This window comes from Streptacidiphilus sp. PAMC 29251 (assembly GCF_054208735.2).
The window spans coordinates 1,109,006-1,133,528 of sequence record NZ_CM135725.2 but is presented as its reverse complement, the minus strand read 5'-3'; the positions used below and the strand labels follow the sequence as shown (position 1 = coordinate 1,133,528).

Annotated in this window: 21 protein-coding genes and 7 pseudogenes; 18 read left to right on the top strand and 10 right to left on the bottom strand. The window is 67.8% G+C overall.

Features of this window, described 5'->3' with window-relative positions; genetic code table 11:
* Window positions 1-41 precede the first annotated feature (41 nt).
* Together gap and ACXKR8_RS05320 are read left to right on the top strand one after the other, a co-directional pair.
* On the top strand, window positions 42-1,058 hold the full coding sequence (gene gap, locus ACXKR8_RS05325; protein ID WP_458271723.1) for a type I glyceraldehyde-3-phosphate dehydrogenase: 1,017 nt from the start codon (window positions 42-44) through the stop codon (window positions 1,056-1,058).
* Between the two features lie 124 nt (window positions 1,059-1,182).
* Entirely contained in the window at window positions 1,183-2,082 is a 900-nt protein-coding gene (locus ACXKR8_RS05320) for a universal stress protein (protein WP_458271722.1), read from the top strand.
* Between the two features lie 120 nt (window positions 2,083-2,202).
* On the opposite strand, the gene ACXKR8_RS05315 is transcribed toward ACXKR8_RS05320, so the two are convergent.
* The 3 genes and pseudogenes from ACXKR8_RS05315 to ACXKR8_RS05305 form a co-directional block, all read right to left on the bottom strand.
* Complete coding sequence (locus ACXKR8_RS05315) at window positions 2,203-2,355, bottom strand: IS3 family transposase (RefSeq protein ID WP_458271721.1); 153 nt, start codon at window positions 2,353-2,355, stop codon at window positions 2,203-2,205.
* Window positions 2,356-2,384: 29 nt separating this feature from the next.
* Window positions 2,385-2,942 (bottom strand): annotated as a pseudogene (locus ACXKR8_RS05310) (IS256 family transposase); the annotation flags it as partial.
* A gap of 33 nt (window positions 2,943-2,975) precedes the next feature.
* Window positions 2,976-3,272, bottom strand: a complete 297-nt coding sequence (locus ACXKR8_RS05305) for a hypothetical protein (RefSeq protein ID WP_458271720.1) — start codon at window positions 3,270-3,272, stop codon at window positions 2,976-2,978.
* 75 nt (window positions 3,273-3,347) lie between these two features.
* On the opposite strand from ACXKR8_RS05305, the gene ACXKR8_RS05300 reads away from it, so the two are divergent.
* Together ACXKR8_RS05300 and ACXKR8_RS05295 are read left to right on the top strand one after the other, a co-directional pair.
* Window positions 3,348-3,746 carry a transposase gene (locus ACXKR8_RS05300; protein ID WP_458266979.1) on the top strand — a complete coding sequence of 133 codons (399 nt, stop codon included), beginning with the start codon at window positions 3,348-3,350 and terminating at the stop codon, window positions 3,744-3,746.
* Window positions 3,743-4,777 (top strand): IS3 family transposase, encoded by a 1,035-nt coding sequence (locus tag ACXKR8_RS05295; protein ID WP_458274906.1) that lies wholly within the window; start codon window positions 3,743-3,745, stop codon window positions 4,775-4,777. The genes ACXKR8_RS05300 and ACXKR8_RS05295 overlap by 4 nt, the downstream gene beginning before the upstream one ends.
* Here ACXKR8_RS05295 and ACXKR8_RS05290 read toward each other — a convergent pair.
* Window positions 4,757-5,233 (bottom strand): hypothetical protein, encoded by a 477-nt coding sequence (locus tag ACXKR8_RS05290; RefSeq protein WP_462100340.1) that lies wholly within the window; start codon window positions 5,231-5,233, stop codon window positions 4,757-4,759. The genes ACXKR8_RS05295 and ACXKR8_RS05290 overlap by 21 nt on opposite strands.
* A 22-nt stretch (window positions 5,234-5,255) precedes the next feature.
* Here ACXKR8_RS05290 and ACXKR8_RS05285 point away from each other — a divergent pair.
* The 3 genes and pseudogenes from ACXKR8_RS05285 to ACXKR8_RS05275 form a co-directional block, all read left to right on the top strand.
* Window positions 5,256-5,474, top strand: a pseudogene (locus ACXKR8_RS05285) (RHS repeat-associated core domain-containing protein); the annotation flags it as partial.
* A gap of 51 nt (window positions 5,475-5,525) precedes the next feature.
* Complete coding sequence (locus tag ACXKR8_RS05280) at window positions 5,526-6,713, top strand: polymorphic toxin-type HINT domain-containing protein (protein WP_458274905.1); 1,188 nt, start codon at window positions 5,526-5,528, stop codon at window positions 6,711-6,713.
* Between the two features lie 44 nt (window positions 6,714-6,757).
* Window positions 6,758-7,162 (top strand): hypothetical protein, encoded by a 405-nt coding sequence (locus tag ACXKR8_RS05275; RefSeq protein WP_458271718.1) that lies wholly within the window; start codon window positions 6,758-6,760, stop codon window positions 7,160-7,162.
* A 111-nt stretch (window positions 7,163-7,273) separates the two neighbouring features.
* On the opposite strand, the pseudogene ACXKR8_RS05270 reads toward ACXKR8_RS05275, so the two are convergent.
* The 3 genes and pseudogenes from ACXKR8_RS05270 to ACXKR8_RS05260 all read right to left on the bottom strand — a co-directional run.
* Window positions 7,274-8,092, bottom strand: a pseudogene (locus tag ACXKR8_RS05270) (transposase); the annotation flags it as partial.
* Window positions 8,093-8,173: 81 nt separating this feature from the next.
* On the bottom strand, window positions 8,174-9,670 hold the full coding sequence (gene ltrA, locus ACXKR8_RS05265; protein WP_458271087.1) for a group II intron reverse transcriptase/maturase: 1,497 nt from the start codon (window positions 9,668-9,670) through the stop codon (window positions 8,174-8,176).
* A 556-nt stretch (window positions 9,671-10,226) separates the two neighbouring features.
* Window positions 10,227-10,448: pseudogene (locus ACXKR8_RS05260) on the bottom strand (transposase); the annotation flags it as partial.
* Window positions 10,449-10,619: 171 nt separating this feature from the next.
* Between ACXKR8_RS05260 and ACXKR8_RS05255 the strand changes: the two are divergent.
* The 4 genes from ACXKR8_RS05255 to ACXKR8_RS05240 are packed head-to-tail and all read left to right on the top strand — an operon-like array spanning window position 10,620 to window position 13,661.
* Complete coding sequence (locus tag ACXKR8_RS05255; RefSeq protein WP_462100339.1) at window positions 10,620-11,441, top strand: site-specific integrase; 822 nt, start codon at window positions 10,620-10,622, stop codon at window positions 11,439-11,441.
* Between the two features lie 53 nt (window positions 11,442-11,494).
* Window positions 11,495-11,698, top strand: coding sequence for a tyrosine-type recombinase/integrase (locus ACXKR8_RS05250; protein WP_462100338.1), 204 nt, complete (start codon window positions 11,495-11,497; stop codon window positions 11,696-11,698).
* The gene (locus ACXKR8_RS05245; protein ID WP_458271118.1) at window positions 11,695-12,024 is read left to right on the top strand and encodes a helix-turn-helix domain-containing protein; all 330 of its coding nucleotides are present in this window, start codon (window positions 11,695-11,697) and stop codon (window positions 12,022-12,024) included. Before ACXKR8_RS05250 ends, ACXKR8_RS05245 begins: the two co-directional genes overlap by 4 nt.
* Before the next feature lie 14 nt (window positions 12,025-12,038).
* Window positions 12,039-13,661 (top strand): hypothetical protein, encoded by a 1,623-nt coding sequence (locus ACXKR8_RS05240; protein ID WP_458271119.1) that lies wholly within the window; start codon window positions 12,039-12,041, stop codon window positions 13,659-13,661.
* A 34-nt stretch (window positions 13,662-13,695) separates the two neighbouring features.
* Here ACXKR8_RS05240 and ACXKR8_RS05235 read toward each other — a convergent pair.
* Window positions 13,696-14,223 (bottom strand): annotated as a pseudogene (locus ACXKR8_RS05235) (transposase family protein); the annotation flags it as partial.
* Between the two features lie 300 nt (window positions 14,224-14,523).
* Between ACXKR8_RS05235 and ACXKR8_RS05230 the strand changes: the two are divergent.
* The 3 genes and pseudogenes from ACXKR8_RS05230 to ACXKR8_RS05220 form a co-directional block, all read left to right on the top strand.
* Window positions 14,524-14,667: pseudogene (locus tag ACXKR8_RS05230) on the top strand (flavin reductase family protein); the annotation flags it as partial.
* Window positions 14,668-14,933: 266 nt separating this feature from the next.
* Window positions 14,934-16,547 (top strand): IS1634 family transposase, encoded by a 1,614-nt coding sequence (locus ACXKR8_RS05225; RefSeq protein WP_462100337.1) that lies wholly within the window; start codon window positions 14,934-14,936, stop codon window positions 16,545-16,547.
* Window positions 16,548-17,174: 627 nt separating this feature from the next.
* Window positions 17,175-17,423 (top strand): annotated as a pseudogene (locus ACXKR8_RS05220) (ISL3 family transposase); the annotation flags it as partial.
* Window positions 17,424-17,472: 49 nt separating this feature from the next.
* Here the strand turns inward: ACXKR8_RS05220 and ACXKR8_RS05215 are convergent.
* On the bottom strand, window positions 17,473-17,913 hold the full coding sequence (locus ACXKR8_RS05215) for a carboxymuconolactone decarboxylase family protein (protein ID WP_458271716.1): 441 nt from the start codon (window positions 17,911-17,913) through the stop codon (window positions 17,473-17,475).
* 121 nt (window positions 17,914-18,034) lie between these two features.
* Here ACXKR8_RS05215 and ACXKR8_RS05210 point away from each other — a divergent pair, with 121 nt between their 5' ends.
* The gene (locus ACXKR8_RS05210; RefSeq protein WP_458271715.1) at window positions 18,035-18,931 is read left to right on the top strand and encodes a LysR family transcriptional regulator; all 897 of its coding nucleotides are present in this window, start codon (window positions 18,035-18,037) and stop codon (window positions 18,929-18,931) included.
* Between the two features lie 74 nt (window positions 18,932-19,005).
* On the opposite strand, the gene ACXKR8_RS05205 is transcribed toward ACXKR8_RS05210, so the two are convergent.
* Window positions 19,006-21,837 (bottom strand): ATP-binding protein, encoded by a 2,832-nt coding sequence (locus ACXKR8_RS05205; RefSeq protein WP_458271714.1) that lies wholly within the window; start codon window positions 21,835-21,837, stop codon window positions 19,006-19,008.
* A 226-nt stretch (window positions 21,838-22,063) separates the two neighbouring features.
* On the opposite strand from ACXKR8_RS05205, the gene ACXKR8_RS05200 reads away from it, so the two are divergent.
* The 3 genes from ACXKR8_RS05200 (at window position 22,064) to ACXKR8_RS05190 (ending at window position 24,267) form a co-directional block, all read left to right on the top strand.
* Complete coding sequence (locus ACXKR8_RS05200; protein WP_458271713.1) at window positions 22,064-22,420, top strand: VOC family protein; 357 nt, start codon at window positions 22,064-22,066, stop codon at window positions 22,418-22,420.
* A gap of 102 nt (window positions 22,421-22,522) precedes the next feature.
* On the top strand, window positions 22,523-23,449 hold the full coding sequence (locus ACXKR8_RS05195; RefSeq protein WP_458271712.1) for an ABC transporter ATP-binding protein: 927 nt from the start codon (window positions 22,523-22,525) through the stop codon (window positions 23,447-23,449).
* Complete coding sequence (locus ACXKR8_RS05190; protein WP_458271711.1) at window positions 23,446-24,267, top strand: ABC transporter permease; 822 nt, start codon at window positions 23,446-23,448, stop codon at window positions 24,265-24,267. Before ACXKR8_RS05195 ends, ACXKR8_RS05190 begins: the two co-directional genes overlap by 4 nt.
* The last annotated feature ends 256 nt before the right edge of the window (window positions 24,268-24,523 follow it).

Sequence of the window (24,523 nt, the reverse complement as noted above, 5' to 3'; positions counted from 1 at the left end):
CACCATCGTCACCGCACCATCCACCTGGAGAGGAAACGGACATGACCGTGCGCATCGGCATCAACGGATTCGGCCGGATCGGGCGCAACTACCTGCGCGGCGTCCTGGAGCGCATCGACCAGGGCGGCACCGACCTGGAGGTGGTGGCCGTCAACGACATCGCCCCCACGGCCACCCTGGCCCACCTGCTCGAGTACGACTCCACCTACGGCCGCCTGCACCGCACCGTCCGCCACGACGCCGACTCGCTGACCGTCGACGGCCACCGCATCGCCGTCACCGCCGAACGCGACCCCGCCGCCCTCGCCTGGGCGGAGCACCGGGTGGACATCGTCATCGAGTCCACCGGCCACTTCCGCACCCGCGACGAGGCAGCCCTGCACCTCAAAACCGGTGCCCGCAAGGTTCTGCTCTCGTCTCCGGGCAAGAACGCGGACGCCACCATCGTCATGGGCGTCAACGAGACCGACTACGACCCCGAACTGGAGCAGATCATCTCCTGCGCCTCGTGCACCACCAACTGCGTGGCGCCCATGGTCAAGGTCCTCCACGAGAACTTCGGCATCGTCAAGGGACTCCTCACCACCGTGCACGGCTACACCAACGACCAGGCCCTGCTGGACGGCCCGCACAAGGACCTGCGGCGCGGCCGGTCGGCAGCCGTCAGCATCATTCCCACCAGCACCGGCGCCGCCCGCGCGGTCGGCCTGGTGCTGCCCGCCCTGGACGGGCTCCTGGACGGCATCGCCCTCCGGGTCCCGGTCGAGGACGGCTCGCTGACGGACCTGACCGTGGTCCTGGGCCGAGAGGTCTCCGCCGACGAGGTCAACGCCGCCTTCGCCGACGCCGCGGCCGGCCCGCTGAACGGGATCCTGCGCGTCACCACCGCCCCGATCGTGTCCCGCGACGTGATCGGCGACCCCGCCTCCTGCATCCTGGACAGCGCCTTGACCCAGGCACACGGCGACCTGGTCAAGGTGTTCGGTTGGTACGACAACGAGTGGGGCTACAGCAACCGCCTGATCGACCTCACTCAGTACGTCGCCGACCGCCTGTGACCGATGGCTCGACATCGCACCACGAAGGCCGGTGGTCCCGTAACCAGGGCCGATTGGGCCCTGCCCGGGGCGGGGCTGTGTGTTCGATGCTGGCCTCGGTGTTCCCGGACTGAAGGAGTGAGCCATGATCGATCCATCGCCCCGCGAGACTGCGGCGGGCCATGCGGCACTGGAGGGCGTCGTCGTCGGCATCGACGCCTCGGAACCCGCACAGGAGGCGCTGGACTGGGCCGCTGCCGAGGCCGAGCGCCGATCGGTGCCCCTGCACATCGTCCACTCCTGGAGTCTGTCGCCCTATCAGGTACCGGAGGGGGACCGCGGCGACATCGCCGAGAGCGTCTTCGAAGGCGCCGAGGCCTTGGTGCGGAAGGCTCGCGATCATGTCCTCGAACAGCACAGCGGCCTTCAGGCGGACTCCGCGGTCCTGACGGAGGAGCCGGTCCAGGGGCTGCTCCGCAAGGCCGGGGAGAATTCCCTGCTGGTCGTCGGCACCCGGGGGCACAACCGCTTCGCTGCCACCATGCTGGGTTCGGTGAGCCAGAGCCTGGTCGCCCACGCGCCGGCTCCCGTCGTGGTGGTGCGGGCAGCGGAAACCCCGCACAGCGGCCCCGTGGTGCTGGGAGCCGCACCCGGTGAGGTGGACGCGCCGATCGAGTTCGCCTTCGCGGAGGCACAGCGCAGGGGTGTGCCGCTCCGGGTGATCCGCACCTGGATGTACCCGCAGTCCTATCCCGGCTTCATCGTCGTCCCACCACAGGACCGGGCCCAGCGCGATCGCGCCGAGGGCATGGAACTGACCGAGGTGCTGGCCCGCAGTCATAAGGCCTTTCCCGGCGTCGAGGTGGTCCAGGTGGTGACCTTGGACGAACCGGAGACGGCCCTGGTCGACGCCTCCGCCACGGCCGGTCTGATCGTGATCGGCGCCCAGCGCCGCAAACACCCCTTCGCCATGCCGGTGGGCCACGTCGTCCAGCGGGTGCTGCACCACGCCCACTGCCCGGTCGCCGTCATCCCGCACAACTGACTGGCTCCTGGGCCGGCGGTGGCTCGGCGCCGAGAGCGGTTCTTCCGGCCTCGAGCCGGGCCATCAGGAGCGGCGGGTCGAGCAGGCGACTGTCAAGCCCCGGGTTTCGTGGAGAGTGAGTTAGCTGGTTTTCTGGAGTGACGCAGGGGGTTCGGTCGCGTAGTGGGCGGCTTCGTGCTCTGTGGGGGTGATGTGGCCGAGCTCGCCGTGCAGCCTTCGCTGGTTGAACCAGTCCACATACTCGGCGACGGCGATCTCGACGGGGTGTGTCAAGAAAACGGCTGATCTACCCAGACGGATGGTTACTTGATGTCGGTGGGCATGCGGCCTTCGAAGGCGATCGCGAAGGCGTTCAACGGGGCTTTCCAGCGGATGGTCCAGCGCTTGCGGCCGTTGCCGGTCGGGTCGAGTAACATCAGCGCCATGTAGACGCACTTGAGGGCGGCCTGCGGGTTCGGGAAGTGTCCCCGGGCCCTTACGGCCCTGCGGATCCGGGCGTTGACCGACTCGATGGCGTTCGTCGAGCAGATGACCTTGCGGATCTCCACGTCGAAGGCCAGGAAGGGCACGAACTCGGCCCAGGCATCGGACCACAGCTTGATCACGGCCGGATACTTGGCGCCCCAGACCTCGCTGAACTCCAGGAACCGCTCGGTGGCCGCAGCCTCGCTGGGCGCGGTGTAGACCGGCCGCAGGGCCTTGGCCATCTTGTCCCAGTCCGCCCGCGACGCGTAGCGGAAGCTGTTCCTCAGCAGGTGAACGATGCACGTCTGGACAACCGTTCGAGGCCAGACCACCTCCACCGCGTCAGGCAGTCCCTTGAGCCCGTCGCAGACCAGCATCAGCACATCGTTCACGCCCAAGGCCACGGAGTTACGCCCCACCCGCATCCGTCAACTCGTCTGCTTCCACGAATCGGCGAGTGTGTAGGTGCCGTAGGCGATCTTCTTCAGGATCCCTTCGGCGGCCCATTGGGTCATCTGCGTCGCGAATCTGGCCAGATTGTGGATGTCCAGTGCGATGGCTACCTCTCGGGGGCGCCAGGCACGCTCGGGGTTGGCAGCCATGAGGTGGAAGACCCGGTTTCGGTTGCCTGCTCCCATGGCTCTGATGCCGGTGGCGGCTTTGCGCTGGTCAGCTTGCCGGTCGATGGCCGGGGGCGCCGTCGTGGGAGCCGGGCGAAGTGCCACCCTCTCTGACAGTCTCGACTGAGACGTCCGGTTCGTCCGGGTTAGTCTGGATGGGCGAGACAGGAGATTCCCGGCATGGCTTCCAATACCACCACCTCACGCACAGCCCCCGAGCCCGACCCGGCCCCGCGGCCGAAGCGGCGCACGTTCACGGCGGAATACAAGCTGCGGATCGTCGCTGAGTACGATGCCGCCCCCAGCGGGGAGAAGGGCGCGGTCCTGCGCCGCGAGCGGTTGTACCACTCGCACATCATCGAGTGGCGGGCCGCGCGAGACGCCGGAGCGATGGCCACGCTCGCCGACCGGCGGACCTCGCCCGCACGCCCCAAGAGGCCCGCCGAAGCAGCCGAGGCCGAGCGGCTGCGCAAGAGGCTGGCCGTCGTGGAACGGGAGCTGGCGCAGAAGGACGCCGCCCTGGAGCTGCTGGGAAAAGCTTCCGCACTCTTGGAACTGCTCTCCAAGAGTGCGGGCTGAAAGCCGAGGCCGAGCAGGTCGCCGACGAGCTCTTCCAGTCGCTGGAGCGGGAGTTGAACACCACTGCGGCCTGCCGGCTGACCGGTCGCTCACGGGCCACGCACTACCGTCGGCTCAACCCGCCCCCGCCGCGCGAGCGCGCTCCGCGCCCCTCGCCGCCCTCAGCTCTGGCTCCGGCGGAGCGCGCGCGGATCCTGGCACTGATGAACAGCCCGGCCTATGCCGAACTGGCACCTGCCCAGATCTGGGCGCGCGAACTGGACGAGGGCCGCTACTACTGCTCAGTGCGCACGATGTACCGGATCCTGGAGGCCCAGGGCCAGACCGGCGAGCGCCGCCGCCAGGCCACCCACGCCGCCAAGTCCATCCCCGAACTCGTGGCCACCGCCCCCTCGCAGGTCTTCAGTTGGGACATCACCAAACTGGCCGGACCAGACAAGGGCATCTGGTACCACGCCTACGTCATCATCGACATCTTCAGCCGCTACGTCGTCGGCTACACCGTGGAGATGGCCGAATCGGCCGAGCGCGCCGAGGAGTTGATCAGCGAGACCGTCGAACGCAACGGCATCGCCCCCGAGCACCTGCACGCGGACCGCGGCACCTCGATGACCAGCAAGAAAGTCTCGCAGTTGCTCATCGATCTGGGCGTGACGCGCTCGCACTCGCGCCCCAAGGTCTCGAATGACAACCCGTACAGCGAAAGCCAGTTCAAAACCACGAAGTACATGGCCGACTACCCGGCGCGGTTCGACTCCCTGAACCACGCACGCGAGTGGTTCGACTCATTCATTGCCTATTACAACCATGAGCATCGCCATTCGGGCATCGGGCTGCACACGCCTGCGTCCGTGCACTTCGGCACCGCCGGCCAAGTCCAGGACCAGCGCGCCGTCACGCTCAACGAGGCATACGCCCGCCACCCCGAACGCTTCGCCCGCCGCCCCCGCCCGCCCAAGATCCCCGATCAGGCGTGGATCAACGACCCCGCCAAACGCAGAGAACCCGAATCAGCACAACAGAGCGCATAACCGTACGAACGTCTCATTTGACTTGACACGTTCCGCCACGGTCAGGCGGTTGATGGTCCGGCTCTGGCGCGGACGGGTTGCCGCCGGTTGGGTGGGATACCGGGTTCGACCGGCTTTGACCGAGCGGACACTGGTGCGCAGTCGTCTTCGTGGAAGTAGTCCGTTCAGCACCGCACTGGCGATCGGACCGTCCAGTTCCTCGTATCTGGCTCGGCTGGCGTGTGTGTGGGCGAGGACGACATGGTCCCGCGCGCTTTCCAGAGCAACGGTGAAGCTGGCTCGATCAGGATCGAGGCCCGGGCGGGACTCCACGGCATCCACCATCGCTGTTCGCAGGAGCTGATAGACGATCAACTGGCCCCAAATTTCCTGCTCCAGGCCTGGTCGGTCCTGTGATCGCAGTACGAATCCGTCCTGCAACGTGTGCCGAAGCGCGTAGTAGGCGGACTCGACCACCCGGCGCCAGTACACCCCCTTCGGACAGACCCGCGGCACCCTCCCCACCACCTGGCCCGGCGACAACGGCTACGTCGGAGGCACCCCCGATCCCACCACGGCGCTGGAAAACCTCGGCGCCCGCGAATACGACCCCCAAAACGGGCGCTTCATCAGCATCGACCCCGTCTTCGAAGCCACTGACGCCAACCAGTTGGGAGGCTACGCCTACGCCGGCAACGACCCCGTCAGCGGCAGCGACCCCAACGGCCTGTTCTGCGACGGATGCGGCAATGGGGACCACGGCGCCAGCATGGACGTCGGCTGCAGTGCCTCCACATCAGGCTCCTGCGGCGGAGACCTCACCGAAACCGGACACCACTACTGCGACGGATGTGCCAGCTCGACCAGCAGCGGAGTCCAATCCGGCCCCCCGGTCAGGGACCTGCCACCGCTCACGATCCTGAAGAAGTGGAATCCTAGCCACCCCTTCCCAACCGTGAACATGATGAAGCAGGAAGGCGACTACTACCCCGACCTGTCCTACTCCTACAACGTCGAACTGTTCTTCTGGGCAAAATGCGCCGGCAGCGACGTCGACTGCGACCTCATCGACCGCTTCTACCACAACTACAAGGACGTACACGGGATACCCGACAATCCCTGCGCCCTCACCTCCCTGTGCCAGGACCTGCCAGCCCTCCTCGCAGCTGCAGGAGTTGACGGCGAAGGGGCGGCCGGTGCGTGCAGTTTTGCTCCGACCACACCGGTCCTCCTAGCCAATGGAAAGGCAAAGCCTATTGGCGACCTGAAGGTCGGTGACCAGGTCGAGGCAGCGGACCCCAACACTGGCAAGGACGAGGGTGGACGAACGGTCCAACATGTCTGGATCAACCACGACAATGACCTCCTTGACGTCACTGTCACCACCGGCTCCGGGCGCACGTCGATCATCCACACCACCGCTAACCACCCCTTCTGGGACGACACCACACAGAGCTGGGTCGCGGCGGGCAACCTCGAGCCAGGCGACGCCCTTGCCAGTACCCAAGGCCAGCACCCCACCGTGCTCACGATCAAGGCCACACCAGGCGCGGCCAACCGCTACAACCTGACTGTGCAGCAGCTCCACACGTATTATGTCCTTGCTGGCTCCACGCCGATCCTCGTTCATAACAGCACGGGAACGCCGAACCCGCCTCCGTTTCCTGCTCTCCCCAGTCTGGACGGGATGTCATACTCTGATGCCGTAGGCGTGCTCGCCGATAATGGATTTTCATGGGTGAGCGACTCGGGAAGTTACGTCACATTTAGAAACGGGAGTGGAACTCTTACTATTAAGTCGGAAAATGGGCGTGTGACGCGCACGACCCCGTTCGATCCTGGAGATAATATTAGGAATCGTCCTGTCCGTTGGAATCCTGACGGTACATCTGCGGCAGGTCAGCACCACGACGACACTAACGAGTACCTCTCGAATGAGGGCGAGACCTGCGATTAATTTGCTGCCCTAGAACTCGGAGAAAATCGAAGGGATGCCATCCTGTGTTTGAACGAAAGATTGGAACTATCCGGTCAATCATGGGGGCTAAGCAAGCGCTGTACCTGGACCACTACTCGCGCACTTCGGTTGGAGGTTCGGAGTCGTTCGAGTTGTACTTCTCATCGTCTGATGATCGATCGTTTACTGTACTTTGGCTTGGTGGTGTCCGTTACGCGGTGGCCGAAGAATTGTCGCTGGCGAGCGGTTCGCTTGTGGATGGCGTAAGAATTAGCCATATCGCGGGAGGTCAAAAAAGTTGGCCAGCTTTCGTTGGCTTTTCATCTGCGGAAACTGAAAGCCTGCCGGATTTGGTTCATGTTCAGGTGGTCGGACCGGCCGAAATTGAAATTGTCGCGCAGACCATTGACCTTTTGTCAACTCCGGCTGAGCTTGGCATGTACTACTGATTCCCAATGAAGTTGTCAAACCCAGTTGGTGACGTGCTGCGACGGCGTCAGCCGGGTGCGGGTGTGTCAAGAAAACGGCTCTGGCCCGTAATCGGTGGTGGCCCTCCGTGGCTATGACTGGAGCAGGATCCGTTGGCGGAGGAGGGGGAAGGCGGCGCGGCCGTGCATCTGCCTCATGATCTTCTTGGTGCTGGTGTTGACGCCCTCGGTGCGGCCGTTGTGGTACGGGAGAGTGAGGCCGGCGTCGACGGCGGCTCGGTCGAGTTCGAGGCCGTTGGCGAAGGAATGCAGGTGGGGCAGGTCAGCGGCGCGGACCTGGCTGATCCAGGTGGTGAGTTTCGCGTCGTTTCCCTCTATGGGTGTCAGGAGTTGGGCGAACTCGCCTGCAAGTCGGGTGAGTTCGGTCATCTCTGGGCAGGACGTGGTGAGGTTTCGCAGTAGTTCGGTGTCCTTGTCGCGCAGGTTGTCGGGGCGGGTCAGGAGGAGTCGGGCCAGGCGGTTGGGGGTGATGGTGGGCCGGTCGCCCTCGGCGCGGCCCTGGGTGAGGTACCGCACCAGCAGGTTCGCGCTGCCGGTGTAGCCCATTTCCTTGATCTCGCGCAGGAGTTGCGTGGCGGGGACGGCTGGGTCGGTGGCGCGGCGTTCGCGCAGGTGGTCGCGGTAGGGGTCGACCAGCGTGGTCCGGTACTGCGGCACCCGGCGCTGGGGGGCGGGCTCCGTCATGCGGGCGTACCGCTTGACGGTGTTCAGTGCCACGTCCAGGCGGCGGGCGCATTCGAGCAGGCCGACGCCTTTGCCGAGCAGGTCGTGGACGTGCCGCCAGCGCTGGAGGGTGGTCTGCTCGCGGACCCCGGCGGGGCGGGCCGGATTCGCGGTCGCCCAGCACGCGGCGTGGGCGCGGACCTCGGACAGGGCTCTGCCACACAGGTTGATGGGTCGGGCCGGGGCGCCCTGCCGGGATTACTCCCGGTGGGTTTCCCCGACCCGCCCTCCGAACCCGGCGTGCGGCTCTCACCGCACCGGGCTCTCCACGAGATCATCCGTTGGAAACGGGCTGCCCAGAGCGTCCGGCCAAGGGCTGGGGATGCCGTTCGTGCCTCGGTAGCGATACCGAGTGATCGGTACTCTGCCGAGGTCGAACAGTTGGATCCCGTCCATTTCGATGGGCTTCCACCGCCCGTTGGGGCCGCGGAGCCATCGCCGGATGGCCGTCCACGTCATGCGGTGCCGGTGCATCACCCAGCGGACGATGCGCCACCAGACGAAGGTGTGCAGGGTCTGCAGGGTGTGCTTGGCGACCGCGTGCCTGAAGTAGTTGGCCCAGCCGCGCAGGATCTGGTTGATCCGGATCAGCGTGATCTTGTAATCGAGATGCGACAACTTCTGGGTCAGTGCCTTGATCTTCCGTTTCAGCGACGCGACCGGTTTGTCGGCGATGAACGTGTAGACGTGCCACTTGTCCGTTCCGCGTTTCCGCATCCAGACGATTCGGAAGCCGAGGAAGTCGAACCCGTCCGCAAGGTGCACCACCTGGGTCTTGGCCTCTGACAGCACCAGGCCCATCGGGGCCAGGACCTCGCTCACATGCTCGCGAAGCGCCTCGGCGTGCTCGCGGGTGCCGTGGACCATGACGACGAAGTCGTCCGCATAGCGGACCAGTCGCCAGGTCGGCAGGCCCCGCCGCCGTTGCCGCTCGCGATCGCGCCGACTGCCCATCATGCTGGTCCACTGCTCGGCGGCAAAGTCGTCGAGCACGGACAGTGCGATGTTGGCCAGCAGCGGCGAGAGGATCCCGCCTTGCGGGGTTCCCGAATCGGTCTCGTTCCGCTCGCCGAGCTCGGTCATGATCCCGGCTTTGAGGAACGCCTTCACCAGCGCGAGCACCCGCTTGTCCTTCACCCGCGCCCGGACACGGCCCATCAGGGCCGTGTGGTCGATGCGGTCGAAGCACGCCTCGATGTCCGCGTCCAGCACCCAGCGGTATCCCTGAGAGCCGAACAGGTGGATCTCGGCGATCGCGTCGTGTGCACGCCGGTTGGGCCGGAACCCGTAGGAGTACGGACGAAAATCCGCCTCGAACACGGGCTCCAGGACCAGCTTCAACGCAGCCTGCACCACCCGGTCCGCAACGGTCGGGATCCCCAGCCGGCGCAGTTTCCCGCCCGCCTTGGGGATCATCCGTTCGCGCACCGGCAGGGGCTGGAAGGCCCCGGCCCGGAGCTGGTCGCGGATGTGGTTCAGGTGCGCTGTCACTCCGGACGCCAGGACGTCGGCGGCGCGAACGCCGTCCACGCCTGCTGTCCGGGCTCCGGTGTTGCCCGCGACCCGCTCAAACGCCATCACCAGGACGGCCGGGTCACAGACGAAGTTGAACACATCGTCGAACCGGAAGCCGTGATCGGCTACCGCCCAACGGTGCAGCTTGGTCTGCATCTTCCGTACCCGCGCCTCGGCAACCAGCACCGAGGGCCACGCGACCAGGGCATCCACCCCGGTGTCTTCGGACATTGCAGTTCCTCCCTTGCAATCTCGCTGCCGCCCTTCCCCATGCGCCGGGCTCTCCCCGGCTCGGAGTACTACGGCGGCTCCGCCCCTCCCCGGCCCGGTCGGCCGACGGTGGACCCAGCCCGGTTCCCGCGCTGGCCGCGCGGAACCCGGGCAGAGCCGGGGAGGTTCCCGTGTTCACTGATTGATCGATCGTCGGAGTAGGCACCCGGCTATACCCCCGCGGCATCGCCACGGCTACCCCGCAGCACTTCACCGTGGCCTCCCCGGCGCTCTGGCAGAAACCGCCGGGAAGTTGCCCGCCTTGGCACCGGCGAGCACGCACCGCAACCAGCCCAGATCCGCCAGGTTCGAGCTGATGTCACCTTAGGAGGCTTCGAACACCGGTTCCTCTCGTATACCTCTCCGTCTCGCTCGCCGGACCCGCACCATCTGGCAGTGCTGACACGTCCCGGCTTCGTCAGGGCCGCTTGCCACCCTCCCCGGCACCTCCCGGGTCAGGCTGCCCCCAGCTTCACCGCCCTGCTGCGACAGGACAGCGGCGAAGGTCTCCCACCTCCACTCGATCAATCAGCGCCTCACGGCGCACGTGCCATAGATGCCATCGGTCACTGACCTGCACTGCTTCCGGCAGGGATCGGCGGATTGCCTCCCCGTAGGAGCCGGATCCGTCGCGGCACACATACGCGGCTCCGGGGTGCTCGCGCAGCCACTTCGCCAGCGTGTCCGCACTGCGGTCGGGCAGGACATCGATGCGCTCGCCGGTCTCGGCGTCGATGATGTGGCACATCCCGTGAGCTCCCCTGCGGTCGGGTGGGTGATTGCCCCTGTGGTCAGGGCGTTCTTCCTCCTTCGGGTGGCTTGCTGGACGGTGACGTAACTTCGGGATTCCTGAAGCGTTCTCATCTTGTCTGACCGATCTGCGGTCTGGTCGAAGGCGAGGAGGCTCGGGTTGGCTTCGCTGGCGGTCGTGAGGGATCTGCGCGAGTTCCGGGCACCTGTCTCGGCGGGTGAACTGGAGCGATTCGAGACGGACGTGCTGGCCGGCTTCGTGCTCGCGCGGGCGTCGGCGGGCCTGGCGGACAGCACCATCCGCGGCGACGTCGGGAATCTGGAGCAAATGCGGACCTGGTTCGGGCAGCCGTTGTGGGACATGGAGCCGAAGCATGCGGACTCCTACTTCGGCCAGGTCCTGCGAGGGTCGCCCAGCGGCACCCGCCTGGCGCGGTCCCAGGCTCTGACCACGTACTTCGCGTTCCTAGAACTGCGGCACAAGATCGAGATCCACCAGATGACCGGCCGGGTCCTGGAGTGCCCGATCGATGAGATGAACCGGCCTCGCGGGAGCAAGGACGCCCAGCTCCGGATCCCACCGAACACCGCCGAGGTCGCCGCGCTATTCACGGGCTGGGGCGGGGAGTTGGCGACGTGCCGCAAGTTCGGCCCGACGGCCCGGAACTACGCGGCTGCCAGGCTTATGGCCGAGGTCGGGCTGCGGGTCAACGAAGCCTGCCGTCTGGATCTGGGTGACATCAAGTGGGACCTGGGCCGGTTCGGGAAACTACACGTCCGCTATGGCAAGGGCTCGCGGGGTTCGGGCCCGCGTGAGCGCATGGTGCCGTTGATCAACGACGCCGGGCGGACCCTGCAGTGGTTCATCCAGGACGTATGGGCCCAGTTCGGGGTGACCACACCCGGCCCGGAGTCCCGCTCTTCCCCTCCGAACGCAAGAGCGTGGACGGCTCACCGCGACGGGTCGGCGACGACGCCCTGAGGTCCGGGCTCGCCGACGCGGCGGCAGCCCATCTTCCCGCCTGGACAGACAAGTTGACGCCACATGTGCTGCGGCACTTCTGCGCGTCCGAGTTGTATCTCAACGGCCTGGACCTGATCTCGATCCAGGAAGTACTGGGGCATTCGTGGATCGCCACGACGATGCGCTACGTCCACGTGCACCGCACCCGGGTCGAGGACGCCTGGATGGCCGGCAACGAACGGGCCGCACGGCGGCTGGGAAGTCTGGTCCGATGAAGTGGAACCTGCGGCTGACGGCGGCGAACCATGGCGTCTGGAAGGCTTCCGACCTGCAGCGGAGCCTGGCCGAGCACGGCCTGGTGATCTCAGCGGGGAAGATGTCGGGTCTGTGGTCCGGTCAGCCGGTCTCCCTCAAGCTCGACGATATCGACGTCATCTGTGTGGTCCTAGGCTGCGAGATCACCGACCTCCTGGTCCCCGAGCCCGAGAAGGTGTCCCGGCCAGGACACGGCGACGGGCAGCAGGCGGCGGTGGCTTCCGGCGGGACGGCGCCGAGCGTGGTGCCCCGGCGTCGTGACGGCCGCTCTCTTCCTCCGATGTGACGGGCAACAAGACGATGACACCACCGCGAACGGACAAACCGGCGTCCTCCTGCAAGGCCTGCTTCTCCTGGGGGCAGTTGCCCGGATACTCCTGCCGGGCCTGCTTCACCTTCGCCGGCCTCCACGAGGTGGGCCAGTGCTCGGCCTGCCACCGGTCGGTGCCCACCAAGAAGGGCTACTGCCGGCTGTGCTGGCTGCAGGCGAGCCTGGAGGCCAGGACCAACGGAGATGTCGTCGTTCTCGCGCCCTACCTCGCACAGCTCCAGCACCAGCAGCTGTTCCTGGCCAGGATGCATCGCATCCGCCAGCCCGGCCCCCTGCTGGGCAGGGCGGGCCGCCGTCCCGCGCGGCACGCACCGGAACCCGCACGCTCACCGTCCCCATGGATCCAGATGTCGTTGCTCGACGCGCCCCGGGACTACCGACGCTTCGATCGACGCCGTGACCAGGACCTGGACAACCCCTGGCTCGTCAAGGCACGCCATTTCGCGAGGGAGTTCGGCGAGGCCCGGGGCTGGACGCACTGGACCGCCCGCGACGTGGACCGCGCACTGGTCATCGCCCTGTCGGGCTTCACCGCCGGAGACACCGTGCGCTACTGCGAGTTGCTCCCGGCCCTGCGGGAACGCGGACTGAATACCGGACGCACCATCGAAGTCCTGAACCGGCTCGGCCTGTTCCAGGACGACAAGCCCACCGTCGCCCGATGGCTGGACCGCAAACTCCAGGGCGTCGCCCCCGGGATCCGCCACGATGCCGAGGACTGGGCACGCACCCTTCTCGACGGCGGACCGCGCAGCAGACCGCGGGGCCAGAGCACCGTCTGGCACTACCTCAGCAGCGTCGCACCCGTGCTCCTGGCATGGTCGAATGACCACGACCACCTGCGGGAAGTCACCCGCGAAGAGCTGCGAGCCGTCGCCGAAGCGCGCCAGGGCAGCGAACTCCACCACACACTCAGTTCGCTGCGGTCGCTGTTCCGGCACTGCAAAGCGACCGGGACCATCTTCCGCGATCCCACCGTCCGGATCCGCCGTGGACGCCGCAGTTACGCAGTGATCCTCCCCCTCGAGGCCGGCCAGATCCATCAGGCGGTAGCCGCCGCGACCACCCCCACCGCCAGGGTCGTGATCCTGCTGGCCGCCATCCACGCCGCCCGGTCCAAGACCATCGCCGAACTCCGCCTCGAGGACATCGACCTCGGCCAGCGCACACTCGTCCTCGCCGGACGCGCCCGCCCCCTGGACGATCCCACGCGCCAAGCAATCACCGACTGGCTCGACTGCCGCCGACAGCGATGGCCGAACACCGCCAACCCCCACCTGCTGATCAACCGGCGAACCGCCCTGGGGACCGAGCCGGTCGGCCGGCTCTGGCTCACCAACCCCCTCCGCCACCAGGTCGCCACCCTTGAACGACTCCGCATCGACCGCCAACTCGAAGAAGCCCTGACCCACGGCCCCGACCCGCTCCACCTCGCCGAGGTCTTCGGCATCGCCGAGATGACCGCGATCCGCTATGCCACCGCAGCCCGCCAGATCCTGGAGTCCTCCGCGGAAACCGACTCCTCAGCTTCCTCCCGAACCCACGGGTCCACCAACGACCAGCACACCAACAGACCCTCGGGTTCCCGCTGAGAACCCCTCAGTTCGCCGGAACCCACGGCGGAGTGATCGTCGCGTAGCGGTGGCGGCGTTTGAGTGCGAAGTCGTCGATGCCGATCACCCGCGGCACGCGCAGTGGAGCGATCGGCAGGCGCATGAGCTTGCGCAGGGCCGTCGAACGGGAGACGGCGAAGGCCAGGGAGCGGGAGAGGCGGGAACCCGCCCGGCCCGCTAACTCCTTGACCACAGAGCCGAGTTGTCTGTCAAGGCGGTGGGTGCGGCGCTGGTAGCGCTCCACGAGGCCGGGCACCTGCTCGCGGAATGTCTGCCGCGGGCATCCCAGAACCGGACAGACCAGACGCCGCAGCCGCACCGAGACGACAACCCGCCGCCCGTCCACCGGCACGTCCATCAGGGTCCGGCCGTGGAAGCCGTGCACCTTCGAGGTCAACGTCCCGCAGGCCGGACACGGCACCGGACCGCCCCGCGTCCGCGCCACGACCCGGATCACCTCGACTTCGTCCGCCACATCCTCCACGACCAGCGCAGACAACCCGGAAAAGACCATTGCCACAAGCGAGTTGACGTCAATCATGCCCAATCTTGGCACGCTGTCACTAATCGTCACCACCGATTACGGGCCAGAGCCAAGAAAACGGCTGATCTACCCAGACGGATGGTTACTTGATGTCGGTGGGCATGCGGCCTTCGAAGGCGATCGCGAAGGCGTTCAACGGGGCTTTCCAGCGGATGGTCCACGTTTGCGGTCATCGCAGCTCAGCTCCAGCGTCTCGGTTCCAGATGGGAACGGACACTTTCTGCCGTACTTCACAGCTTGGTCATGCCGTTGACCTGCTGCTAGGGTGCGCGGTGCACTGGCGGCATACTGATCGTCATGCGCATCGACTTCGACCCACAATCCATGGATCAGCACGCCTTCTACCGTCTGCTGACCGCGGTGGTCGTACCCAGGCCGATCGCCTGGGTGTCCACCGTGTCCGCCGACGGTTTTTCAGCGAACCTTGCACCGGCGATGTTCTGAGGAAATGGGTGTCGCGAAGGCGTCACGTTAGCGCAGGTCAAGAGCGGTCACAAGGGTTCTGGTGGCAGTCTGAAGTCGAACGCCACTGGCCAGCAGGATGAACAGAACGTCCCCAGCAGACCCGCTGCCTCACTAGCCCTGTCCTTCGCACATGCCTGAATCGGATGAAGTGATGATGCGACCGGTGTCCTGGTGGGGCACCGGTCGTTGATTCGAGTGTGCCGATATCGCGTTCGCGTAGGTCCCGGGTTCACCGTCCTCGGATGGCGGTGGAGATTCCCTCCGTGGTGGAGAGGCGTCTGGGCGCTCTGCCTGCCTCTGCCGAGTTTCTGCGCCGGTTGGACGTGGCCGGGGTCATCGACGATCTGTGCCCGGTGCGTGAGGTCGCGCATCTGACGCACGGGCAGGTCATCGAGGTGCTGGTGGCGAACCGGCTGTCCGCGCCCGCCTCGCTGGTGCGGGTGGGCGACTGGGCCCAGGAGTGGGCGGTCGAACCGGTCTTCGGCATCGAACCGGGCCTGCTCAACGACGACCGTATCGCCCGGGCACTGGACGCCATCGCGCCCCGCCTGGAGCAGATCACGGGCACGGTCGCCGCCCGGGCCATCGCCGAGTTCGGCATCGACGTCGCACGCCTGCACTGGGACATGACCTCGATCTCCCTGCACGGCGACCACGCCAGCCAGGACGAGGCCTTCCCGCAGGTCAAGTACGGTCACTCGAAGGACCGCCGGGTGGATCTGAAGCAGATCCGGGCCGGGATCGCGGTGTCCGGCGACGGCGGAATCCCGGTCTTCCACCGCGCCTACTCCGGCGGTGCGGGCGAGGTCGCCCAGGTCGTGGGCGCGATGACCGCGTTGCGCACCATGGCGGGCGAGAAGGAGTTCCTGCTGGTCGCAGACTCCAAGCTCGTGTCCTACCCGAACATCTCGGCAATGCAGGAAGCCGGGGTCTCGTTCGTGGCCCCAGCCCCGGCGGCCAAGGTCCCCGACAGCGTCTACGCCGCCCTGGACCCCGATGATGCCCAGCTGGTCGACTACACGGCCGACCGCGACGCGGGCAAGCCGGCCCAGGAGTGCGGCAGCTACCGGGTCCTGGAGGACGTCCACACGCTCACCGGGCCGCGCAAGCGGGACCCCCACCTGTCCCTGCGGCGGATCCTGGTCCACTCCACCGCCAACGCCGCCGGCCAGCGCACAGCCCGCGACAAGCGCCTGCGCCGCGCGGCCGAGGACCTGGGCAGACTCCAGCGCGGGGCCGGCAGCCACCACTACCCAACCGCCAAGGACGTCACCGCCCGCACCGGCGTGATCACCAGGACCCACCGGGTCGCGTCCTGCCTGCACACCACCATCACCACCGGCCCCGACGGGCGCCCGGTCCTTGACTGGTCCTTCGACCAGGCCGTCATCGACGCCCAGGCAGCCGTGGACGGCTGGTACGCGCTGCTGACCAACCTCGCCCCCAAGCACGCCACCGCCGCGCAGGTCCTCCTGCGCTACAAGGGCCAAGCCGTCGTGGAACGCCGGTACGCCGACTTCAAGGGCCCGCTGGCGGTGGCCCCGATCTTCCTGCAGCACAACCGCCGCATCACGGCCCTGATCACCGTGATCGCCCTGGCCCTGCTGGTGTTCTGCCTGATCGAACGCCAGGTCCGCCAAGCCCTGGGCCCGGCCCAGGCCATGCGCGGCCTCTACCCCGACAACCGCACCGTCCGCCCCACTGGCCGCCTGATCTTCTACCACCTCGCCAGCCTGACCATGCGCCCCGGCACCGCCCTGGACCCACCCACCATCCTCATCAACCGAGGAGTCCAAGCACACCTGCTCGAACTCCTCGGCATCGACGAAACACGACCCCGCTGGCTGGAGACCTAAAAACCCCAAGTGCGAACTACAGGACTAGCCGGGGTTGGGGCATGTGTCGCATTGTGGTGCACGTTGTGCACGGGATTGACGTGTATTGCGATGTGATTCGTGAACCACTGCGAGGGGCGCGTGGCTATACGTGGTCCCAAAGTGGTCCCAAGGGTTATGGTCACCCACGGTGGCAGACTTCTTTATGCCTGTGGGGTCGTAGAGATGCCGGGCGGCCAGGGCTCCCTGCTCAGGGCAGGCTCTCGCCCACTCCGGCTGCGTGATCTGACCGCAGTCCTCAAGGCCAGGGGCCTTGGCCAATTGGTGTGGCGATGGCTTCGGTGGATGTGCCGACCCATCCGTGATCGTCTAGACGTCGGATGCTTTCGGCTGGGCTGCCCCGAGACAAAACCCGGCGAATTGGACGGGATCCAACTGTTCGACCTCGGCAGAGTACCGATCACTCGATACTGCTACCGAGATACGAACGGCATCCCCAGCCCTTGGCTGGAGGCCCTGGAAGGCCCGCTCCAACGGCATGATCTCGTGGAGAGCCCGGTGCGGTGAGAGCCGCACGCCGGGTTCGGAGGGCGGGTCGGGGAAACCCACCGGGAGCAATCCCGGCAGGGCGCCCCGACCCGACCCATCAACCTCTGCGACAAGACCCTGGCCGACGTCCGCTCCCACAGCACCTGCTGGGCCGCCTGCTCGGCAGGGCTGTGGGCCTGCTCGAATGCGCCCGCCGCCTGAACCTGGCCCTGAACACCGTCAAACGCTACGCCCGCAACGAGCAACCCCAGGCCATGCGCTGAGCCCCCGTAATACCGCCCCACCCTGGTCGACCCCCACCGCGATCACCTGCGCACCCGCCGGTCCGCGGACCCCGCGATGGCCGTGCTGGTGGTCCGATCGTAGGACCCACCGAGTGCAGTGGGCCGACCGGACGTCAGCCGAGGGTGCAAACTGGCAGCAGATCCCGTTCGCCAAAGACCTTCTTGGCGACGAGCGTCGCGTTGATCGCGCGCGGCATCCCGCAGTAGACGGCTGCGTGCAGGAGTACCTCCGAGATCTCCACCGGGGTGAGCCCGATGTTGAGGGCGGCATTGATGTGCACCTCCAGCTCGATCTCGCAGCCGCCCAGAGCCGTCAGGACGCCCAGGGTGACCAGCTGTCGGTCGCGGGGCGCGAGCTCCGGCCGCGCGTACATGTCGCCGAAGGCCCAGGCGACCACCTGGTGGCCAAGCTCGGGCGAGACGTCGGCCATGGCGTCGACGACGCGCTGCCCGGCCTCGCCGTCGATCTGCTGGAGCACCTTCAGGCCGACCTCGTAGCGGTCCTGCTTCGTGGTCGTGGTCGTGGTCGAGGTCGAGTCAGTGGTCGTGGTCATGATGGTGTTCCCTTCTGTCCTGTGCGTTGCCTCAAGACTGCCTCGCATCGGGCCGATGGCTGCCGAATGGGCATCGATGGATATGCTTCCCATGCCTGGAAGGTATGGGAAGGAGATGCCGGTGGAGCTGCGACTGCTCAGCTATGTGGTGGCGATCGCGGAGGAGGCCAGTATCAGCGCGGCAGCGCGGCGGCTTCACGTCACCCAGCCCACGCTCAGCCGGCAGCTCAGGGAGTTGGAGGCACGGCTGGGGACCGAGCTGTTCGAACGGCAGGGACGCGGGGTGGTCCCCACTGCGGCTGGGGCGGCGCTCGTTCGGCGCGCCGCGACCGTGCTGGCGACTGCTGAGGCAGCGTTGGAGGACGTCAGGCTGGCAGCCGACGGCCGGATCGGCCAGTTGACCGTGACGTTCGCCGGGTCCGGGATCAATGGTCCGCTCGGCGCGGCGCTCGGTCGGCTTCGCCGGGAGCTGCCGAGGGTGGAACTCCGGCTTGAGGAGAGCTTCAGTGACACCGAGATGTCCTCCGGCGTGCTCGGCGGTCGGTGCGACATCGCCGTCCAGCGCCTGCCGATCCGTGATGCCCGCCTTACCACCCAGATCTGGTGGCAGGAACCGTTGTCCCTGTTCCTGCCCTCAGGACACCCGCTCGCCCACGGCAAGGGCACCGCGCCGCTCGAGGCGCTCGGCCAGATCCCGCTGGTGCTCTGGCCGCGCGACGTCTCGCCGCAGTCGCACGACGAGGTCCTCGCCCTGTGCCAGCGCGCGGGGGCCACGCCGCGGATCGCAGCCGAGGGTCGCAGCGTCCAGACCGTGCTTGCCCTGGTCGCAGCCGGCTTCGGTGCCGCTGTCCTCTCCGACTCGCACCGTGCGCTCCGACGCGTGGGCGTCACCCCGCGTCCCCTGGCCGGCACCCGCACGACCCTCCACCTGGTCTGGCGGACGGATGATCGCAATCCCCTCGTGCAGCGCTTCCTCACTGTGCTCGCCGACCTCCGGTCCGACGGCGAGCAGCCTTGAACCATCCCGTTGCTCGCTCGCTCCGCTACCGGGCCGTTTCGATGCTCGCGCTCCCGACTTCCGTCGGTGCCCACCTAGGGGCCCGAGGGGGAGCCGGTCATTGAGGGGAGGCCCAGCGCGGCGAGCGCGGCCGCGCCGCGGGCAGCGTGGTCGCCGCCGGCGAGCATCCTGGTCCGCGCCGACTGGTAGCGGCAACCGGCGGCGTCGAACGCCTCGGCCGTGGCGAGCAGCCGCTCCTGACTGCCGGTGAGCAACGCGTCGGCCCGCTCCACCATGGCACTGGCGACGGGGTTCCCGGCCACGACGGTCCGGGCCCGGGCCAGGCGCTCGGCTGCGTCGGAACCCCCGGTGAGCACGGTGGCTTCCGCGCGCAGTGCCACACACCAGTGGAGCCAGATCGAGGGGCCCGATCTCGGCACCTCGCCAGGGTCCGGTCGCATCCGTTCCAGCGCTTGCCCGGCCCGGCCGTGGTGGAGCATCAGCAGCGCGTCGAAGACTGCCTGGTAGCCGTGGGCATGCCGCTGTGGAGCATCGAGCCGATCGCGGATCGCGTCCCATTCGCTCCGGGCGCCGTGGTCCTCGCGCAGGCCGTGGATCATCCTGACAGCCGCCACGGCCGCACCGAGGTCCGACCCGGTGGGGCTGTCGGCCCGCCGCCACGCCTCCATGAACCGGACGCTGCGGGTCAGCACCTCCTCGGCGTTGCCCGCCAACGCGTCGGCCACCAGCAGCCAGCTCGCTGCACGGTGGCCGACCTCGGCCAGCATCGGATGATCCGCGTGTTGCCGTGCCCACCCGCGGGCGCCCGGCAGGTCCCCCGCACCAAGGCACGCTTCGGCGGCCTGGCCGAGTGCGTCGATCAGCTCATGGGTGGCTGCCGGAGTGTCCGGTGCGGACGGTGCGGACGAGAGGAGCGCCATTCGTCCGCGTGCCGTGGCTGCGGCGGCGAGCGGGTCACCGCCCCGGTTGAACGCGCTGCCGAGGGTATCGAGGGCGGCGGATTCGGTGAGCGGGTCCTGTGTGCGGCGGGCGAGTTCAACAGCCCCTTCGGCGCGCGCGATCATCTCCAGTACTTCGTCAATCTCCAGTACCTCGTCGCGGGGCGGGTGCTGGGGCACGTCGAACGCGTGGGTGAGCACCACGGCATCGGCCAGTGCCACGGCGGCCTGAGCGGGAAGGTCATCGCCGGCGAGCTCCCGCGCCTCGGTGATGGCCGCGACCAGCTCCTTCCGCGGTGGAACGCGTTCGAACGTGCTCCGGAACCGGTACGTGGCGGTGGCGGCGGTCGCCAGGCCGACAGCGGCACCGGCGGTGTCGCCGGCTCGGCGGGCGGCGTCCGCGGCCGCGCGGTGGAGGCGGTACATGTCCTCGCCCCGCATCTGGCATCCGGCGGCGGCAGCGGCGTGCCTCAGCAGGGCCGCGGTGGCGGTCGGGTCGTCCGCGAGCGCGGCAGCCTGCTCGTAGCGCGACTGGGACTCGCCGATCAGGTGACGGGTGAACAGCAGTTCCGCCAGATACCGGGCGAGGCGGTGCGCGTCGGCGCGCTGCCCCGGCCGGTCGCACACCCACGCCATCGCGGCACGCAGGTCGTCGGCCACCACGTCGAATCGGGCCCGCCAGTCCGCTCGTGCCCCTGCCAGGTCGGCAGCCTGGGCCAGGGACCAGCGAAGGTGCCGGGACCGGGCGTCGACCAGCTCACCGGCCTCGGCGAGTCGCTCCAGTCCGTACTGGCGGATGGTCGCCAGCGCCCGGTACTCGGTCCCGCTCGAGGACGGGGTCACCACCAGCAGGCTCTGTTCGACGAGTCTGGCCAGTTCGTCGGCGACGACGCCCTTCTCCGACGCGGTCACCTCCGCCGCCGCCTCGACGGTGAACCGGTTCATGAACACCGACACGCGGCGCAGCAGCGCTTGATCGTCAGGCTCCAGCAGAGCGTGGCTCCAGTCCAGTGCCGCTCGCACCGAGCGGTGCCTGTCGTCGGCGCGGGAACCGCCTGCGAGCATCCGGAGCTGGTCGGACAGGCCCGCGGTGAGGCCATCCAGCCCGAGGGTGGTCCAGCGGGCCGCGGCCAGTTCGATCGCCAGCGCCACTCCGTCCAGGCGCTCGCACAGGGTGGCGACCTGGTCGCGCAGCGCATGATTCGGTGGCCAACCGGCCGCCGCCGCGCGGTCCATGAACAGGGCGACAGCGTCTGATTCACCGTCACCTGCCAGCGACATCGGGGGGACTGTGAAGACCCGTTCGAACGGCACCATCAGCCGGGCCCTGCTGGTCGCCAGCACCGTCACTCGGGGGCAGGCCGCGAGCACCCGTTCGATGAAAGGCGCCGCCCCGTCCCGTACGTGTTCGCAGTTGTCCAGCACCAGTAGGGCGTGCCGGTCTGCCAGCGCGGCCAGCACCGCCTCGTCCATGCCGCGGCCGGGTTGCTCGCCCAGGCCCAGCGCAAAGGCGACCGTGCCGGCGACCACGCATATTTCCGGGCTGGTGATCGGTACGAGGTCGATGAACCACACCCCGTCGGAGTACTCGTCGGCCGATTGGGCGGCGACCGTCAACGCGAGCCGGGTCTTTCCCACGCCGCCGGGACCGACCGCGGTCACCTGTCGGTGCTGTTTGACCGTCTCGGTGAGCTCGGCCTGCTCCTTCAGCCGACCGATGAACGAGGTGAGCGGTGTCGGCAGAACCGGTGCCAGGTGGAGGCGGTCGTTGCGGGTCGGCTCGGACGCGCGCAGGGCGAGCGCCCGCCGATCCGGGACCTTCACCTTGCGCAGGAGCGAGGAGACGTGGCTCTCCACGGTGCGCACCGAGATGAACAGTCGCGCCCCGATCTCGGCGTTGCTGAGATGCTCCCCGAGCAGTGCCAGCACATCGGCTTCCCGAGCCGAGATCTCCACCGCTGCTGCCATGGACTCATTTTGCCGCATCCGTTTCGCACCAACAATCGAATTGCGGGGGATTTCCCCTGGTGGGTACCACGATCGGGGTCCCGATCAGTGTCCGATTCAGTGGCCGGTTCCGTGGTCGCCACGGATGTGGACCGGCCACGCCGGAGGCGAGGCTGTGGGCAACGTCCGATCCGGCCGATCAGACCGACGCACCGGATCGATACAACCCACGTTTTCAGGAGCAGACATGACCAGTTCTCCCACCCAGGGAATCAAGACCGTCCTGCACCCCGTGTCCGACCTGGCGGGTGCCAGGGCGCTGTACGCGGCCCTGCTCGGCGTATCGCCTCAGACGGACTCGCCCTACTACGTCGGCTTCGAGGCGCAGGGTCAGCACATCGGGCTCGTGCCCTCCGGTGGGCCGCAGGGGATGACCTCACCGGTGACTTATTGGCATGTTCCCGACATTGAGGCGAAGCTGGCGGAGGTCACCGCCGCCGGAGCCACCGTGAAAGAACCCGCACACGACGTCGGCGGCGGGCGTCTGGTGGCCACCGTCACCGACACCGACGGCAACGTCCTGGGCCTGATTCAGGACCGATGACTGCCGCTTCCACCCGGCCGGTAGCTGCCGGGTGGACCGCCCGCCCACACGGACACGACATCCCCGCTCGCGACGATACTCCCCACACGCCAAGGAAAAGCCATGATCGAAGCCAAGAACCTCACGAAATGCTACGGCGGCAAAACCGTCGTCGACGACCTCTCCTTCACCGTGCGGCCCGGCCGGGTCACGGGGTTCCTGGGCCCGAACGGAGCGGGAAAGTCCACCACCATGCGCCTGCTGCTGGGACTCGACCGGCCCGACCACGGCGAGGCCACTGTTAACGGTCAGCACTACCGTGACCTGCCCCAGCCGATGCGGGTGGTCGGCGCGATGCTGGAGGCACGTGCCGTGCACACCGGTCGCCGCGCCTACGACCACCTGCTCTGCCTGGCCCAGACACAGGGCTTGGGCAAGCGCCGGGTCGAGGACGTCATCGAGCAGGTCGGCCTGACCACGGTGGCCCGCAAGCGGGCCGGGGGCTTCTCGCTGGGCATGGGGCAGCGGCTCGGCATCGCCGTCGCGCTCCTGGGCGACCCCGCGTTGCTGATCCTGGACGAGCCGCTCAACGGACTGGACCCCGAGGGCATCGTCTGGATCCGGAACCTGATGAAGGCCCAAGCCGCAAGGGGCCGCGCCGTCTTCGTCTCCAGTCACCTGATGAACGAGATGGCCGTCACCGCCGACCACCTCGTCGTCATCGGCCGCGGCCGACTGGTCGCCGACTGCTCCACCGAGGAGTTCATCGAGCACAGCACCAAGCAGAGCGTGCTGGTCAAGTGCGCCGGCCCGGAACAACTCGCCGAGCTGTTGCGAGCCGAGGGCGGCACGGTCACCGACAACGGCGTCGACGGCCTTGACGTCACCGGCCTGGACGCTCCCCGTATCGCTGAACTCGCCGCCTTCGCCGGCCTGACGCTGCACGAGCTCACCCGTCGACGCGGCTCGCTCGAAGACGCGTTCATGGAGCTGACCCGGCACACCGTGGAGTACGACACCACCCTCGCGACTACTGGAGCCGAGAAATGACCACCCCCACCGTCCCCGCCATCGAGTTCCACGAGCCGGGCTTCGCGCGGTTGGTGCTGTCGGAGTGGACCAAGATCCGCTCGGTCCGCTCCACCGTCTGGTCGCTGATCTCGTTGATCGTGCTCTCCCTGGCCGGCACCGCGCTGTTCATCGGGATGGGCGTCGCACAGTGGAGCAAGGCCGATGCCTCCCAGCACGCCGCCATGCGGCTCGATCCGACCGGCACCATCCTGGGCAGCGGCATGCTCCTCAGCCAGCTCGCGGTCTGCGTCCTGGGCGTGATGGTCATTGCCTCCGAGTACTCCACCGGCATGATCCGGGCCAGCCTGCTGGCGGTGCCCCGACGGGTGCCGATGCTGGCGGCCAAGGCCGCAGCCTTCGGGCTGCTGATCCTGGCCGTGGGTGAGCTGGTCTCGTTCGCCTCCTTCCTGATCGGCGCGCCGATCATCAACAGCAAGGCACCGGTCTCGATCGGCGACCCGGGAGTACTGCGCGCCGTCGTCGGCTGCGGGCTCTACCTGGCCATGCTCAGCCTTTTCGCGCTCGCCGTCGGAGCGATCGTCCGGCACACCGCGGCCGGCATAGCCGGCGTCATCGCGCTGGTCCTGGTGATCGCGCCCATGGCCGGGCAACTGCCGGGCAGCGTGGGCAAACACATCCACGCCTACCTGCCGTCAGAGGCCGGACACCTGATCACGCAGCAGCACGCCGCGACAGGCGACCTGCTCGGGCCCTGGCAGGGCTTCGGAGTACTCACGCTCTGGACGGTACTGCTGCTGGTCGTCGCGGCAGTGCTGCTTCGACGCCGGGACGCCTGACCCCGTGGGATTGAGCAGCCGTGGGCTGCCGCCGGCCGGCGTGGAGTCGGCGATCCGGCCCGTCGGTCGGGCGAACGGCACCGGCGGCAGCACTTCTCGCCCCTCGTCGTCAGTGCAGGTTTTTGTCCGGCCGGAACGCGGTCGCGTCCGGCTGCGGACCGGACAGATGACACAACGTACGGTCCCGATGAGGATCAGCCCGGGACCCGCTTGGTTCCGATCGGCTGTGGTCCCAGCGTTGGCGGCATGACACCGG